Here is a 13,307-nt window from a genome sequence, read left to right on the forward strand (position 1 = left end):
ACGTGAATCAATTAAAGATATTAATCGATTCACGCCATTTTATTGCATTTATAAAATGCTAGTTTATCGTCTCGCCGTTTGGTGCGTCAGTATCAGGATTTACAAAAACCAATTTTCCTTCGGCATTTGTAGTCATTAAGATCATTCCTTGGCTTTCAACGCCACGTAAAGCTCTTGGTGCTAAGTTTGCTAAAACGGTAACGCGTTTACCAATAATTTCTTCTGGCGAAAAGCTTTCAGCAATTCCCGAAACTATGGTACGAACGTCAATTCCAGTATCGATTTTTAATACCAATAGTTTGTTTGCTTTTGGCATTTTTTCGGCTTCAATAATAGTTCCAACACGTAAATCCATTTTGGCAAAATCCTCATATTGAATTAAATCTTTTTGAGGTTCTGCTTTTTTGTTTTCGGCGATATTAGCGGTTTTTGTAGCTTCCAATTTGTCTATTTGTTTTTGTATTTCTTCGTCTTCGATTTTTGCAAAAAGCAATTCTGCTTCGCCAATTTGGTGTCCGTCAGGAATTAATTCTGAATCTTCAGCAACATCATTCCAGTTTAGTTTACCTTCATTTTTCAGTATTCTTGATAATTTAGCTGCGGTAAACGGTAAAAATGGTTCAGCAAGAATGCTCAAAGCAGCAGCGATTTGTAACGCCACATACATTTGAGTTTTTACACGTTCCGGATTGTCTTTCATTACTTTCCAAGGCTCTTCGTCAGCAAGATATTTGTTTCCTAAACGGGCAACATTCATCAATTCTCCCAAAGCTTCACGGAATCTGTAACGTTCTACTGAACTTGAAATTACAGCAGGATATGCCTTTAATTCAGTTAAAACAGCTTCGTCAACTTCTGTAAATTCGCTTGGTTTCGGAATAAAACCATCATAATATTTGTTGGTTAAAACCACCACACGGTTGATGAAATTTCCAAAAATCGCTACTAATTCATTGTTGTTTCTTGCCTGAAAATCTTTCCAGGTAAAATCATTATCCTTAGTTTCCGGTGCGTTTGATGTTAAGGCATAACGCAAAACGTCTTGTTTCTCCGGAAATTCTTCTAAATATTCGTGTAACCAAACTGCCCAGTTTTTAGAAGTCGAAAGTTTGTTTCCTTCCAGATTCAAAAACTCATTTGCAGGAACATTATCCGGCAAAATGTAACTTCCTTCGGCTTTTAACATTGCAGGGAAAATAATACAGTGAAAAACAATATTGTCTTTCCCAATAAAATGAACCAGTTTTGTGTCTTCATCTTTCCAATATGGTTCCCAGTCTTTTCCTTCACGGGCAGCCCATTCTTTAGTAGACGAAATATATCCAATTGGTGCATCAAACCAAACATATAATTTTTTTCCTTCGGCACCTTCAACCGGAACATCAATTCCCCAGTCAAGGTCACGAGTTACCGCACGAGGTTCAAGTCCCCCATCAATCCATGATTTTACCTGTCCGTATACATTAGGTTTCCAGTCATTTTTATGTCCAACTAAAATCCACTCGGTCAAAAACTCAGTATATCGGTCAAGAGGCAAAAACCAGTGTTTTGTTTCTTTTAAAATTGGAGTCTCTCCGGTAATCGTCGATTTTGGGTTAATTAAATCCGTAGCATTTAGAGTCGATCCGCATTTTTCGCACTGATCTCCATAAGCTTCTTCGTTACCACATTTAGGGCAGGTTCCTACTACAAAACGGTCAGCCAAAAACTGATTTGCTTTTGCATCGTACAATTGCTCCGTAACTTCTTCAATAAAATCGCCTTTATCATACAAGGTTCTAAAGAATTCCGAAGCCGTATCATGATGAACTTTAGCCGAAGTTCTGGAATAATTATCAAACGAAATTCCAAAATCAGCAAATGATTTTCTAATGATTCCGTCGTATTTATCAATAACTTCTTGTGGTGTAACTCCTTCTTTTTTGGCTTTCATCGAAATAGCAACGCCGTGTTCATCACTTCCGCAAATAAAAGCAACATCTTTTCCTTGCAAACGTAAATATCTCGAATAAATATCTGCAGGCACATAAACTCCCGCCAAATGCCCAATATGAATAGGTCCGTTGGTGTAAGGTAATGCCGCCGTAATCGTATATCTCTTTGGATTCTGTGTCATAACTCAATTTTATTGAGTGCAAAAATAAGCAATAGAATTGAGATTTTGTTGTTTCACGGAGTTTCACAGAGAAAAAGCGCCGAGTTTTTGTTTTAAAGAATGTGAATTAATCTCGCAAAGGCGCCGAGTCGCAAAGTCAAAGAAGTAAATTTTTTAAAAAACTTTGCGCTTTTGCGACTTTGCGAGAGCCTAATTCAGACTTTGGGGATGCATTTTTTCAGGAGCTAATCCCGCTATCCGTTACAATCTTTTGTGCCGAACCCCGGCACAAAAGGATTTTCACTTCTATCGGGGCTAAAAAACACGCGGTTTGTCAGGCTGAGCGAAGTCGAAGCCACATATGCTAAATCACTTTGCGGGACTTCGACTTCGCTTAGTCTGACATTTTTTGCGAATCTTTGCAAAAACCTCCGTACATCTCTGTGAAATAACCTAAAATAGAACCAGTTTAAACTAGCATCACAAGCAAAATCTTCAGAATATATTTCGCAATCTTTGCACTCGAAAAAACAAATTTTATGAGCAAGACAAAATTAATCATCAACAAAAACGGATCGATAAAAATAGAAGGCGATTTTGAAATCATGGATGCCGAAGGAACAGTTTACGGACTACAAGGAAGATCTGCACTTGGACTTTGCCGTTGCGGATTATCTGCAAATAAACCATTTTGCGATGGCGGGCACCGTAATAATTTCGAACATGATTCTGTTGCATTTGATTTACCTCCAATGAAAACAAACTAAGATTCTTTTTGGTTTAGATATAAAAACTGCATTTTTTAAGGTGCAGTTTTTTTGTGCAGTTTTTTTTGTGAAAGTAAGTTATTACCTAAAAAACAATATTACATTTACTCTAACTTTAATTTTCCAAAAAATGAAAAAACTAATAATGCCACTATTGTTTTTGTTTTTTAGTATAAGTAATGCTCAAACACAAAAAACAGTTTCCAGTGATTGGACTTCTTTCAATCAGACAATTGATTTACAAACTTCTGTAAAGAAAAAATTTAAGGTAATTGCCTCTGTTAAAGTAGAAACTACAGAACCCAAAGCATGGGCTGGAGTCTGGGCAAGAGTTGATACTAAAAATGATGAAGATGGTTTTTTTGATAATATGCGTGACAGGCCAGTAAAATCAAAAGAATGGAATTCATATACGGTAGAAGGAACAATAGATGCAAATAGTAAATCATTAAGTTTTGGAGGTTTATGTTTGTATAACGGAAAATTCTATTTTGATAAATTTGAATTATGGATTGAAAATAGCAAAGGTGTTTTTGAGCCTGTTACCATTTTAAATTCAAGTTTTGAAACTCCTGTAAAGGATGGGGAAATTCCGAAATGGAATTTTGGGATTTCAAAAGATGCGATTGTAAAAGTGAAAGAGTATAAAATCACTTCTGATAAATCGAGTGTTGACGGAAAAAATAGTGTACTATTAGAAGGAAATGGAATAAAACCAAGATTAGAAGCTAAAATTGGAAATGTGGATGGTGCTTCACCAAAAATTGCAGACATGATTTCTATGCTTGAAGATCTTAAAGATCGTGTTGAAAGAACGGTTAAAAATATGAATCAATATGAAATCGATTATCTTCATGATGAAGAAGCAAACCGAATTGGAGCCTTAGTCATGCATTTGGCTGCAGCCGAAAAGTACTATCAGGTTTTTACTTTCGAAAACAGAGGTTTTAACGAAGAGGAAAAGAAAAAATGGAATGCCGCTTTAAATCTGGATCAGGCAGGGCGTGATGAGTTTAAAGGTCATGATATTCAGTATTATCTGGATATTTATAATGAAGTAAGAGCCAAAACCATTTCTGAATTAAAAAAGAGAGACGATGCCTGGTTTGCCGAAGTTCAAAAAAGTTATGACTGGACCAACCAATATTGCTGGTTTCATGTTATGGAGCATCAGTCGAGTCATTTAGGTCAGATTTTGTTTTTGAAAAAGAGAATTCCGCCTCAGCAAAAACAAACCCTGAATCCTGAAATTAAGAAATAGAATGATTAAAAAAAGCTGCATGAAAATGCAGCTTTTTTATTTTTTATCATTTTTTATTTTCTCAAACTCATCAGTATTCATTACTGTTAATTCATCGGTTTTACAGTTCCATATTGAAACATACTTTTGAGAAGTTACATATACAGTTGACCAGTTAGTGAATTTTTCGTAGAGCATTGTTGTACAGATATCTGTTGCTGTAATTAAATCTCCTGTTTGAGGTAAATGGCTATGAATTGAGGCTAAAGTAATGTTTTCTTCGTTTCCAAAATTCACAGGAATAATGTTCGCATGTAATCTTTTGGTGTTTTTTAAATTATTTTTTTCATCAAAGTTTAAAAGATAATCATTTCCATATATTACAACTCCATTGTTAGTAGGTCCTGTTAAAACGTATACTTTTTTTTCATTATTAGATATTATAGGAATTAAATTCAGGCTGGAATTTGGATAATGTTTGAAAACAGTATCGGTTTTAATAGCGTTTAATGCCTTTGTACGTATGATATACAGATCGTTTTCATTTTTAGAAAAACTTCGTTCTTCTGTCTCTACTTGGGCAGTTTTAATATCATAAGTAGCATCAAAAATTATTGTGCCAATGACTTTAGGATTACTGTCTTTAGAGAAAAAGATACATTTAGAAACGTCATTTTCAGAATAAGAAAAATAGCCGCCAATTTTTTCTCGTTCTTTATATTTTTCAAGAAATAAATCTGTTCCATACCAGGAAGCCATTTCTGATCTGTATAATTTTTTACCTTCAGTTACAAGCTCAGCTATTTTATCATTTAATTTTTTTTGTGAATAACAGTTTACACTAAGTAGAATTAAAATGGCGATTAATTTCTTCATATTTGATTTTCTATAGGATTTAGATAATTTATAAAATAAGATTTTATAAGTACAGTTCTCCTTTCATGGTTATAATCGAAGAGCCGCCAACCAGAATATCTTGTTCGCGATTCATAACTTCAATCATTGACGCCTGTTTTAATTTTACACCCTGAAGAATTTTGTATTCTTTGTCGGATTTAGTGAATTTCTTTTGTGTTAAAAAACCAATTAAAGGACCCGCAGCGGTTCCTGTAGCAGGATCTTCATATATCCCGATTATCGGGTTGAAGAATCTCGTTTCGACTATATGTTCCTGATTTTCATCAGCGAGAGCGAAACAATAGAATCCCTCAAATTTATATTCTTTTGAAATTTCGATCAGGAGTTGATTGTCCGGAACACAACTATTGAGTAACTGGCTGTTTTTTATAGGAACCATGGTGTGGGCAACTTCTGTTTTAACGATTGTTGGAACAAATGCATTTACATCTAAATCTTCAATTTTTAAACCAAGTGCAACCGCAATTCTATAAGTTGGGATTTCTTGTTTAATAACTGCCGATTTTTGATGCATTTGAACAACAGGATAAAAAGTAACCGGATCAAAACTTACGGTTAACGGAATGGCCGAATGTTTCATAATGACAAAAGGCTCGCTTTCGTTTTGCTCATCAAAAATGGGCATTCCTTTTAGCAGAGCACCGCAGACTGCACCTAATAAATTATGCCCTGCGCCATCGATCTCGATTCCCGTTGGGGTAAACGAACGAACGGTTAGTGCTTTTTCCTTAGTGGAATAATAAACAAAAGAGGTTTCAGAGTAGCCAAATTCTTTAGAAATATCCTGATAAGTTTCCAGATTTAAATTACCGTCTGTAAAAACTACAGAAAGTGGATTTCCTTTATAGCTTTCGTTTGAGAATACATCTAAAACGTAATATTCTAATGCTTTTCTTCCATTCATTCCTTTTTCTTTTTTAGCTGACACTTTTTTAGACGGAATAAAGTTACTATTTCTAGTATATTAAAGCAATAGTTACTACAACATTCGTTTTTGTTCTGCGCTTATATGTATTGTTTTCTCCAGTCTTGATATTCTCGTTTTTTCCTGCTTGGCGCTCATAATCCAATGAATCATTACTTTTTTGTAGGATGGTGCCTGTTCATTAAAATATTTCCAGGCCAATGGGTTTGCTTTAAATTGTTTTTCGAAATCGGGATCGAGTACGGCAGGTTCTTTTTCGTGAGAGTAAATTCCGGAACGTTCTTCAGATCTTAGTGCAAAAGCTTTTATGCCTGCTTCTTTCATCAATCCGGATTTGGTAAGTTCTTCTATTTTCCTGATGTTGATCGCACTCCAGATACTGGATTTTTTTCTGGGTGTAAACCGTATCGAATAGCTTTCTTCGTCGATCGATCTTCGAACACCATCAATCCAGCCAAAACAAAGTGCCTGATCGACAGATTCTGACCAGGACATAGATGGTTTTTTACTATTCACTTTATAAAAACCTACCAAAAGTTCAGTTTCTTTTTGGTGATGCTGATCTAACCATGTTCTGAATTTTTCTTGGGTCGGGAAGAAAGTTGGTGTCATTTTTTTGAAATAAAAATCAATTACAAATTTGCAATGGCTCTAATAATCCATAAAAGTATAATAAATAATAAGAAGGAATTGAACTCTATACCTTATTTGATTTATAAACTTTCGAACCAAAAAATAAGTTCAGTTTTTTAGGGCCAGTTATTCATTTAATTGATTATTATGTTGTTTTATAATTTTCTTAATCATCAATAATGATATTGGTGCAACAATGATATTGGCGTAAAACAAGATTTCAAAAAATGCCTCTGATTGAATTATTTCTAATGTTAGTGTAATAATGAGAAGAATAAAAAAGAACAAATTAACCCAGGAAATCAATGCAAGCGAAAAGATTTTAAATTTAATTTTAAACCTTTTTATAAATGAAAGCAATATGATTGCCAATCCTAAACCTGCAGAAATCCAGCAAGAGTATAAGAAAAAGCCAAGCGTTTTAAAACCACTAAACAGTCCCGGACTTTCAAAAAAGTAAATGAAAAATGTAATTACGCTCCAAATATTGGTTAGAAGTAATGACAATACTAAACTCTTGTAAATTGTCTCTTTCATGGCTTTGATCGTATTTTAGTTATGAGAATTTATTTTCTCGTTATTTATTGATTATCAATCATTATTCCATTTTTTTAACAGATCACTACAGTTTTACGAAAACCAACATCAATTTATTTTTAAAGCATTTTTTAACAGAACAATTTTTAATTCTTACTTACGACCACTTTCTTATCTTTGCAGATACAAATTAAGAAGACTGTAAATCATGGCAAAAGGACCTGAAAAAAACGGCAAAAACAAGGCTTTGCACACCAAATTGCTAAAACGAAAAAAGGCTAAAGTTCAGGAAGAAAAAAAAGCGCAGGCATTACGTTTGAAAGCTTTGGTTGCTAAAATGAATGAAAAAAAGAGTAATGACGAACCTGATGTTGTGTAATTTGTATCATAGCTCTTTATTCCTCTAGTTCTTTCCAGCAAAAATCTATTTCCCGCTGAATTTCACTTTCTAATTTCGGAAGTTCATTTACAACCCAAAACTGACTTTCCGGAGTTAAATAAAACTCATTTTCTTTGAGTTTAAATTCCATTGCTCCTTTGATCATTGCAATCATTTCACCAATTTCAGATGTTCCGTTGGCAAAGTTTGGACCTATTAAATATCTTAAAAGATCTTTTTCGTACTCAGGTTTATAATAGAGAATATGACTAACTAGCGGAAAATAGAAGTAAAAAACGCTATTAGTATTAGATGGAAACTGAATTTTATTCAATTCATCTATTAGTATATTTGATTGTACATCTGTGGTTTCAGAATTGAATCCTTTTAATAATTCGAAAGTAGTTGCTGCACTCGGGATTATTTTTCCCACTTTTTTCAAATCAGAAAAAGCTTTTTCAAATTCAGAGTTAGTTGTTCGTTTCAATTTAATTTTTTTGTGAATTTCTTTTGATGTAAAAATGTTGGTCTAATATACAACCAGAAACGAAATCACAAATTTGCAATCGCCCTTAGACTCCATAAAACTATAATAAATCCCAGAAAAGAGAATTGAACTTTATTTACTTTTTGGTTGCCAAACTTCCTGACCAGAAAACGATCAACGATAACAATAACAGTGATTGGAAGCAAACAAAATAAAATATAAATTCCCATTAATCCGTCTGATGCCGAATTTTCGTCCAGGAGCATTATGGCATAAACCATTCCGGTTATAATGGTAAATATACCTAAAACGTAGAACAACGTTAGGTTTTTGGGTAAGTCATTCATAAAATTAATTTTAATTGAAAACTACTTTTTTTTCTGACTTAGCTATTTTAACAATATGGTAAGGCTGTGTAATTACCGAGGTTAGGTTTCCTGTGTGTAGTTTTTCAACGTTCACAAATATTTTATTTCGGGTTTCGATAATTTGGGTAATATCAATGCTGTGCCCGCCATTTCCATATTTTTGATCTATTACGGCAATAATCTGGTATTTTGTAAAATCGATATTGGTTTCACTAAAAAACTTAGTTTCTTCATTAACTACATTTAATTTGGTTGTAAAAGCATTCCAGCTTTGGGCGTCTTTGATTGTAACTTTTGTTTCTGAAATAGGTTTTTGCTCAGACGGACTAAGATCCTTTTGAGCAATTACTGAAAAAGTTATGTTAGACTGATTTGAATTGTTGTCATTGCTGCAACCTGTCAACAAAATAATAATACTAAAAAAGGTAATAATCTGTTTCATGGTTTTAGTTTTAAATTATGAGAATTGGTTTTAGTACATGTACTATTCTCCTTGTTAACAGATTGTGCTTTTTGTAAAAGGTTGCGTTGATTTACTAAATATTATGAAAAATAAAATGTGGTTTAGTTTGTTGTTAATCTTGTTTTTGTGAAAAAAGCATAAGTGTTTATTGTCTAAACTTGCTTTTTATAAAAGTTAAATTCCTCAATATCATGATATCCAAAAACTTCAATTTCTGGATGCTCAGCTATTAAATTTCTAATTTTATCCAGGTTTATTAATCTTAAATCATTGTTTTCTGCCCTCATTTTAGCCAGTTGATTTACAGGGTGATCACTGTTTGTAAGTTCAACTCTCATATAATAAGCATCTGCGATATAAAACAACCACTTATTTTCGGTTTTAAAAGCAACACCACATTGTCCTAAAGTATGTCCGAAAAGCGGAATTAGAAAAATCTCAGTTTCGGTGTTTGTATTAACTTTTCTGGCCTCAAATCCAAACCAGTTTAGAGCTGATTTGTTATAAGTTTTGATTGTTGGATTATGCGATAAAGGTATTTTTAAATATCTCGGATTTCCGGAAAGGAAACTTTCATATTCTTCGATTCCAACATGAACAGTGGCATTTGGAAAATCTGCCAAACCACCAATATGATCATTATCCAGATGCGAAATAACACAATCGGTAACTTTTTTAGGATCAAGTCCGAGTTTTTCTATTTGTCTAATGGCAGTTTGATTTTCATCAAAACGATAACCCACCATATCGATAAGCTGCTGACCAATTCTTTCTAATGGTTCTTGAATGTCTAAAAGTCCAATTCCTGTATCGATTAAAATGAGTTTGTCGTTTTCCTGAATTAAAAGGCAATGTCCGCAAACATTGTCATTAACAGGTGAAACAATTTTTACGCAGTTTAAGTGATGTATTTGGATCATGATGATTTATTTTTGATTGAACTTGTTTTAAAACTAAAAAGAGACTCACGAGTCTCTTTTTAGTTAATATACTTTGAATAAAAGCTATTTGCTTTTGAATAATTTTTCTAAATATTCGACTTTTTGTTTTTCGGCTTCAACCAAACGTTCGTATAATTCAACTACTTTATCCAGAGGATTAAAGTTACAATTATGATTTACGGTTGGTCCACTGTGAATAGTTGATCCTTCATAATTATTTTGAATATTATTAAGAACCGTTTCGTCACTATAATTTTTAATTGCTTCGGCAGAAACTCCTAAAACTTCAGCAATTGCATTTAATTTTTCTTCATCAACATTTTCGCTTCCTTCAATATTAGAAACAGTTTGCTGGCTTACTCCAATGGCAAAAGCAAGAGCTTCTTGCTTCATTCCTCTAAGCTCTCTGATTCGGCTAATATTTCTGCCAATATGTTTTGGTTTTGTCGCTGTGCTCATAGTTCAAAGATATTTAAAATTCTTTTAATTTTTTCTGTTTTGGTAAAATACAAGACGGCATTTGTAAAATACGATTGATAATGGTTCGTTACAAAACAATCTATTGCTTTCTTGCGGCTCAATCATCAAAAGTAATATTTTTCGCATAATTACAATTGAAAAACTCAAATTATAATGGAAACAAACGAAATTAAAAATTTAGACTATCTCAAAAAATTATCTGCCCAATATTGCACTACTTTAAATCCTTCTACAGATAAAAAGGAGTTTTACACTGCCCAAATTGAGTTGATAGATTATAATGAACTTGCCTCTATTATTACCAACCTGATAAAATTGTGCATTGTGACATTAGATCAGGATTTGCATGGAATCTCAAATTCTATTAAAAATTCTTCTATAAATGTGAGCCTTATTTTAGAAACTGTACTCCGGATGTTTCCAATTGATGAATTCGAAATGCTCAGTGAAATTAGTAAAATGGTTGGAGCGGGTTCTAAAAAGGGCTAATAAATGAATTATTTTAAATGTTTTCAATTTTAGAATATATTTGAAATATTTCTTTAGAAAAATAATAGGCTCTTTGTTTAACTCTGTACCAAAAAATTATAATGATTGGAATTGACAAATAAGCTCTCCAGTCATAATAATAATTTGCGAAAATTGTTATAGAACTTAAAACAGAACATGTTAACATAGTTCTCGAAAATGCATAATTATTGCTAAAGTCTTCCATTCTATTGTCTTTAGATGTGCATACATACCTCATGGCAATACTAAAAAGCTCTTTATTACAAGGATTTGAATTTTGTGATTTAGATTTAAGATTATTTTTAATTTCAGTATGATTGTATAACCTTATCTTCCATATTCCTTTTCCATCTAGTAAATTAGAAGAAGGTCTTCCTCCCCAAGTAAAAAAATAGAAGTCCTCTAGCCAACTACCTACTGTATTGATTAAGTAACCGAGTCCAAACGCGATTGTTGTATATCCAATTATATAATCTTTGTTATATTCAAATCCTAAGAAAGGTAAATATGCTAAAAGCATAATAAAACCTGGAATTAATGAAGATAAGATATCGTACGATTTAAAATTCATATAAGATTATTTAAGCATCATACCTACATAAGAAATAGGCGTCAAGACTTTCAGCAAAAGTAGGTTCTCCTTCCCAATCTCTTTTATGTCTAAAATCTCTAGCGAACTCAAGATTTTTAACATAAATGCGTAAATAATTTTCAGTTATATCTAAAATTACATAACCAGCTTGATTGTTAGTTATTTTTACACCACTCTTATATCTATCATAAGCTAGGTGTTTAGAGTTCGCATTTCCAAAAAGGGTTGTTTTGGGATTTACTGTGCTTAAAAAATCAAAATTTCTTCCAGAATTTCTACCATGATGTGGTGCCAATAATACATCAACATCTTTTATTTTTTCACTGTGATTTTCTAAAATATGTTGCCAAGTTAAATCTTCACTATCTCCTGAGAATAAAATTTTCCAATTTCCACCGTTTTTCTTTGGAGGTGTGTATAAAATGACATATGATGAATCATTCCAGTTTGAGCTTTTATTACATTCGTCTAAAGTTTTTGAAGTTGGAGATAATATTTCCATATAATCTTCATTGTAGTATTGATTTGAATCATTAGAGAAATAAGTAAGTCTTTTACAAGGAACATGTTTGCAATCTCTAATACTTTTGTAAAATTCCCAATCTTGCATATTATAGCCACCAGAACCTGCTTTATCTGATATTTCCTTTTTATTGTCTGTATCCCATAAATTGGTAATATTGAATTCTGTAAATAAATCTTGTATACCATCTAAATGATCCATGTCAGGATGTGTAATGATAAATCTAAAAATATCATTTACTCCTAACTTTTTTAAATAAAGAATTGGGTTATCTGGTGTCTTTTTTTGTCCATAGTCTTTTTTGTCGGTAGGAACTTGAGTTCTTTCATGCATATCTTTCCTCATTTGTGATTCTTTTACAGCAATTTCTTCATCTGTATCAAAATCATTATAAGCATTACTTACATCAATAACAGAAACTCTTCCTGAGTCATGTTGAATAATATTACAATCGCCTTCTAAAACGTTTAAAAAATGGATTATGGACATGGTTTTTGGTTGTTTAATTTTTAAATAAAGTTATTATTGATTCTTTAATGATTACAATTGATTGAGTTTTTATTATTTATATGGGCAAATATTATTATTAAATACTTATGCTTTTTATGGATAACCGTATTTCAACTAATTATTTTTTAAACAAGATTAATAATAAATAAAAATTCAACAATAAGTACTTATACCTGTTTTGTTAAAAAGCAGATCAAAAAATTATTCTCATTCTTATTATTATTTCGCCGAAATTTGCAAATCAATCTAAAAAAATCAAAATGGAGGAATTTGGTAGAATAATAGTTTCTGAAACGGCAATGAACAGTGAAAATCTTCAGGATGTGATTCACTCAAATATTTCGGTAATTAATTTAATGCGTGAAGAAGGTGTCGATGACGAATTTATTCATGAAGATGCATTGATGAGTTATTACTTAGATTATTACTATTCGCAATATGCCGAAGGGAATTTTGCCCAGTTTGTTTATAAATCGGGTTGGAACAAAGAATTAAACGAACTTATCGAAGAAGGCTTGGCTTTAATTGGTGCCGAAAAACATTTAGAATTATTTCAGCAACAAAGCAAAAAGGTGAGATTAATGAGCAGTGTAAAACTGAATAAATTTGTAAGCGGAAAACTAGAAGGCGTAAACCCAACACGTGATTTACTGAACAATGATATGTTTTATGAATTAGAAGAAAATCTGGTTACACTAAATGCTAATTTCTTAAAAAACCATCCTGATTTCGAAGTGCTGTCTGTCGATGATATGTTTGCAACTTTAGAAGAATATGTAGGGCATGAGATAAAACGCGCTTAAGGTTTTATGAGAATGTGAGGTTGAGCGAAGTCGAAGCCCGCAAAATTATTTTAATCTGTGGTTTTCAATGGGAACTTTAAAATTTCATGATATCAATTCACATTTTATTAAATAATCTTTGTGAGGTCTTCGTATT

17 protein-coding genes are annotated in these 13,307 nt (G+C 32.3%); 6 read left to right on the forward strand and 11 right to left on the reverse strand.

Features of this window, described 5'->3' with window-relative positions; all coding sequences use genetic code 11:
- Positions 1 to 58: 58 nt before the first annotated feature.
- Positions 59 to 2,116 (reverse strand): methionine--tRNA ligase, encoded by a 2,058-nt coding sequence (metG, locus tag A4F88_RS07240; RefSeq protein WP_068841909.1) that lies wholly within the window; start codon positions 2,114 to 2,116, stop codon positions 59 to 61.
- Between the two features lie 518 nt (positions 2,117 to 2,634).
- On the opposite strand from metG, the gene A4F88_RS07245 reads away from it, so the two are divergent.
- Together A4F88_RS07245 and A4F88_RS07250 are read left to right on the forward strand one after the other, a co-directional pair.
- Positions 2,635 to 2,862, forward strand: coding sequence for a CDGSH iron-sulfur domain-containing protein (locus A4F88_RS07245; protein WP_068841910.1), 228 nt, complete (start codon positions 2,635 to 2,637; stop codon positions 2,860 to 2,862).
- A 130-nt stretch (positions 2,863 to 2,992) separates the two neighbouring features.
- The gene (locus A4F88_RS07250; protein WP_068841911.1) at positions 2,993 to 4,123 is read left to right on the forward strand and encodes a DinB family protein; all 1,131 of its coding nucleotides are present in this window, start codon (positions 2,993 to 2,995) and stop codon (positions 4,121 to 4,123) included.
- Between the two features lie 36 nt (positions 4,124 to 4,159).
- Here the strand turns inward: A4F88_RS07250 and A4F88_RS07255 are convergent, their stop codons facing one another.
- The 3 genes from A4F88_RS07255 to A4F88_RS07265 are packed head-to-tail and all read right to left on the reverse strand — an operon-like array spanning position 4,160 to position 6,557.
- The gene (locus tag A4F88_RS07255) at positions 4,160 to 4,978 is read right to left on the reverse strand and encodes a hypothetical protein (RefSeq protein ID WP_068841912.1); all 819 of its coding nucleotides are present in this window, start codon (positions 4,976 to 4,978) and stop codon (positions 4,160 to 4,162) included.
- Positions 4,979 to 5,021: 43 nt separating this feature from the next.
- Positions 5,022 to 5,948: a PhzF family phenazine biosynthesis protein gene (locus tag A4F88_RS07260; RefSeq protein ID WP_245179052.1), complete on the reverse strand. Its 927-nt coding sequence runs from the start codon at positions 5,946 to 5,948 to the stop codon at positions 5,022 to 5,024.
- A 51-nt stretch (positions 5,949 to 5,999) separates the two neighbouring features.
- Positions 6,000 to 6,557 (reverse strand): YdeI/OmpD-associated family protein, encoded by a 558-nt coding sequence (locus A4F88_RS07265; protein ID WP_068841913.1) that lies wholly within the window; start codon positions 6,555 to 6,557, stop codon positions 6,000 to 6,002.
- A 286-nt stretch (positions 6,558 to 6,843) separates the two neighbouring features.
- Between A4F88_RS07265 and A4F88_RS07270 the strand changes: the two genes are divergently transcribed.
- Both A4F88_RS07270 and A4F88_RS25610 read left to right on the forward strand, forming a co-directional pair.
- Positions 6,844 to 7,038: a hypothetical protein gene (locus tag A4F88_RS07270; protein WP_068841914.1), complete on the forward strand. Its 195-nt coding sequence runs from the start codon at positions 6,844 to 6,846 to the stop codon at positions 7,036 to 7,038.
- Between the two features lie 285 nt (positions 7,039 to 7,323).
- Positions 7,324 to 7,494 (forward strand): hypothetical protein, encoded by a 171-nt coding sequence (locus A4F88_RS25610; RefSeq protein ID WP_167349257.1) that lies wholly within the window; start codon positions 7,324 to 7,326, stop codon positions 7,492 to 7,494.
- Between the two features lie 16 nt (positions 7,495 to 7,510).
- Here the strand turns inward: A4F88_RS25610 and A4F88_RS07275 are convergent, their stop codons facing one another.
- From A4F88_RS07275 to A4F88_RS07295, 5 genes are all read right to left on the reverse strand, one after another.
- Positions 7,511 to 7,981, reverse strand: coding sequence for a hypothetical protein (locus A4F88_RS07275; protein ID WP_245179053.1), 471 nt, complete (start codon positions 7,979 to 7,981; stop codon positions 7,511 to 7,513).
- Positions 7,982 to 8,046: 65 nt separating this feature from the next.
- Entirely contained in the window at positions 8,047 to 8,328 is a 282-nt protein-coding gene (locus A4F88_RS07280; protein WP_068841916.1) for a hypothetical protein, read from the reverse strand.
- A 10-nt stretch (positions 8,329 to 8,338) separates the two neighbouring features.
- Positions 8,339 to 8,791, reverse strand: a complete 453-nt coding sequence (locus A4F88_RS07285) for a protease complex subunit PrcB family protein (RefSeq protein WP_068841917.1) — start codon at positions 8,789 to 8,791, stop codon at positions 8,339 to 8,341.
- A gap of 173 nt (positions 8,792 to 8,964) precedes the next feature.
- Positions 8,965 to 9,732 (reverse strand): MBL fold metallo-hydrolase, encoded by a 768-nt coding sequence (locus A4F88_RS07290; RefSeq protein WP_068841918.1) that lies wholly within the window; start codon positions 9,730 to 9,732, stop codon positions 8,965 to 8,967.
- Positions 9,733 to 9,816: 84 nt separating this feature from the next.
- A complete protein-coding gene (locus tag A4F88_RS07295) occupies positions 9,817 to 10,212 on the reverse strand; it encodes a helix-turn-helix domain-containing protein (protein WP_068841919.1) in 396 nt (131 codons plus the stop codon).
- A gap of 174 nt (positions 10,213 to 10,386) precedes the next feature.
- On the opposite strand from A4F88_RS07295, the gene A4F88_RS07300 reads away from it, so the two are divergent.
- On the forward strand, positions 10,387 to 10,722 hold the full coding sequence (locus tag A4F88_RS07300; RefSeq protein ID WP_068841920.1) for a hypothetical protein: 336 nt from the start codon (positions 10,387 to 10,389) through the stop codon (positions 10,720 to 10,722).
- A 13-nt stretch (positions 10,723 to 10,735) separates the two neighbouring features.
- On the opposite strand, the gene A4F88_RS25660 is transcribed toward A4F88_RS07300, so the two are convergent.
- Together A4F88_RS25660 and A4F88_RS07310 are read right to left on the reverse strand one after the other, a co-directional pair.
- Positions 10,736 to 11,314: a hypothetical protein gene (locus tag A4F88_RS25660; protein ID WP_068841921.1), complete on the reverse strand. Its 579-nt coding sequence runs from the start codon at positions 11,312 to 11,314 to the stop codon at positions 10,736 to 10,738.
- Between the two features lie 10 nt (positions 11,315 to 11,324).
- The gene (locus tag A4F88_RS07310) at positions 11,325 to 12,347 is read right to left on the reverse strand and encodes a ComEC/Rec2 family competence protein (protein WP_068841922.1); all 1,023 of its coding nucleotides are present in this window, start codon (positions 12,345 to 12,347) and stop codon (positions 11,325 to 11,327) included.
- 281 nt (positions 12,348 to 12,628) lie between these two features.
- Here A4F88_RS07310 and A4F88_RS07315 point away from each other — a divergent pair, with 281 nt between their 5' ends.
- Positions 12,629 to 13,171 (forward strand): DMP19 family protein, encoded by a 543-nt coding sequence (locus A4F88_RS07315; RefSeq protein ID WP_068841923.1) that lies wholly within the window; start codon positions 12,629 to 12,631, stop codon positions 13,169 to 13,171.
- Positions 13,172 to 13,307: the final 136 nt, after the last annotated feature.

The sequence above is a fragment of the Flavobacterium chilense genome, from assembly GCF_001602525.1.
In the GTDB taxonomy this organism is placed as follows: domain Bacteria; phylum Bacteroidota; class Bacteroidia; order Flavobacteriales; family Flavobacteriaceae; genus Flavobacterium; species Flavobacterium chilense.

Excerpts from the sequence above, each read along its gene's own strand:
- metG (WP_068841909.1), bottom strand. The coding sequence starts at position 2,116 with ATGACACAGAATCCAAAGAGATATACGATTACGGCGGCATTACCTTAC.
- A4F88_RS07245 (WP_068841910.1), top strand. The coding sequence starts at position 2,635 with ATGAGCAAGACAAAATTAATCATCAACAAAAACGGATCGATAAAAATA.
- A4F88_RS07250 (WP_068841911.1), top strand. The coding sequence starts at position 2,993 with ATGAAAAAACTAATAATGCCACTATTGTTTTTGTTTTTTAGTATAAGT.
- A4F88_RS07255 (WP_068841912.1), bottom strand. The coding sequence starts at position 4,978 with ATGAAGAAATTAATCGCCATTTTAATTCTACTTAGTGTAAACTGTTAT.
- A4F88_RS07265 (WP_068841913.1), bottom strand. The coding sequence starts at position 6,557 with ATGACACCAACTTTCTTCCCGACCCAAGAAAAATTCAGAACATGGTTA.
- A4F88_RS07270 (WP_068841914.1), top strand. The coding sequence starts at position 6,844 with ATGAGAAGAATAAAAAAGAACAAATTAACCCAGGAAATCAATGCAAGC.
- A4F88_RS25610 (WP_167349257.1), top strand. The coding sequence starts at position 7,324 with ATGGCAAAAGGACCTGAAAAAAACGGCAAAAACAAGGCTTTGCACACC.
- A4F88_RS07280 (WP_068841916.1), bottom strand. The coding sequence starts at position 8,328 with ATGAATGACTTACCCAAAAACCTAACGTTGTTCTACGTTTTAGGTATA.
- A4F88_RS07285 (WP_068841917.1), bottom strand. The coding sequence starts at position 8,791 with ATGAAACAGATTATTACCTTTTTTAGTATTATTATTTTGTTGACAGGT.
- A4F88_RS07290 (WP_068841918.1), bottom strand. The coding sequence starts at position 9,732 with ATGATCCAAATACATCACTTAAACTGCGTAAAAATTGTTTCACCTGTT.
- A4F88_RS07295 (WP_068841919.1), bottom strand. The coding sequence starts at position 10,212 with ATGAGCACAGCGACAAAACCAAAACATATTGGCAGAAATATTAGCCGA.
- A4F88_RS07300 (WP_068841920.1), top strand. The coding sequence starts at position 10,387 with ATGGAAACAAACGAAATTAAAAATTTAGACTATCTCAAAAAATTATCT.
- A4F88_RS25660 (WP_068841921.1), bottom strand. The coding sequence starts at position 11,314 with ATGAATTTTAAATCGTACGATATCTTATCTTCATTAATTCCAGGTTTT.
- A4F88_RS07310 (WP_068841922.1), bottom strand. The coding sequence starts at position 12,347 with ATGTCCATAATCCATTTTTTAAACGTTTTAGAAGGCGATTGTAATATT.
- A4F88_RS07315 (WP_068841923.1), top strand. The coding sequence starts at position 12,629 with ATGGAGGAATTTGGTAGAATAATAGTTTCTGAAACGGCAATGAACAGT.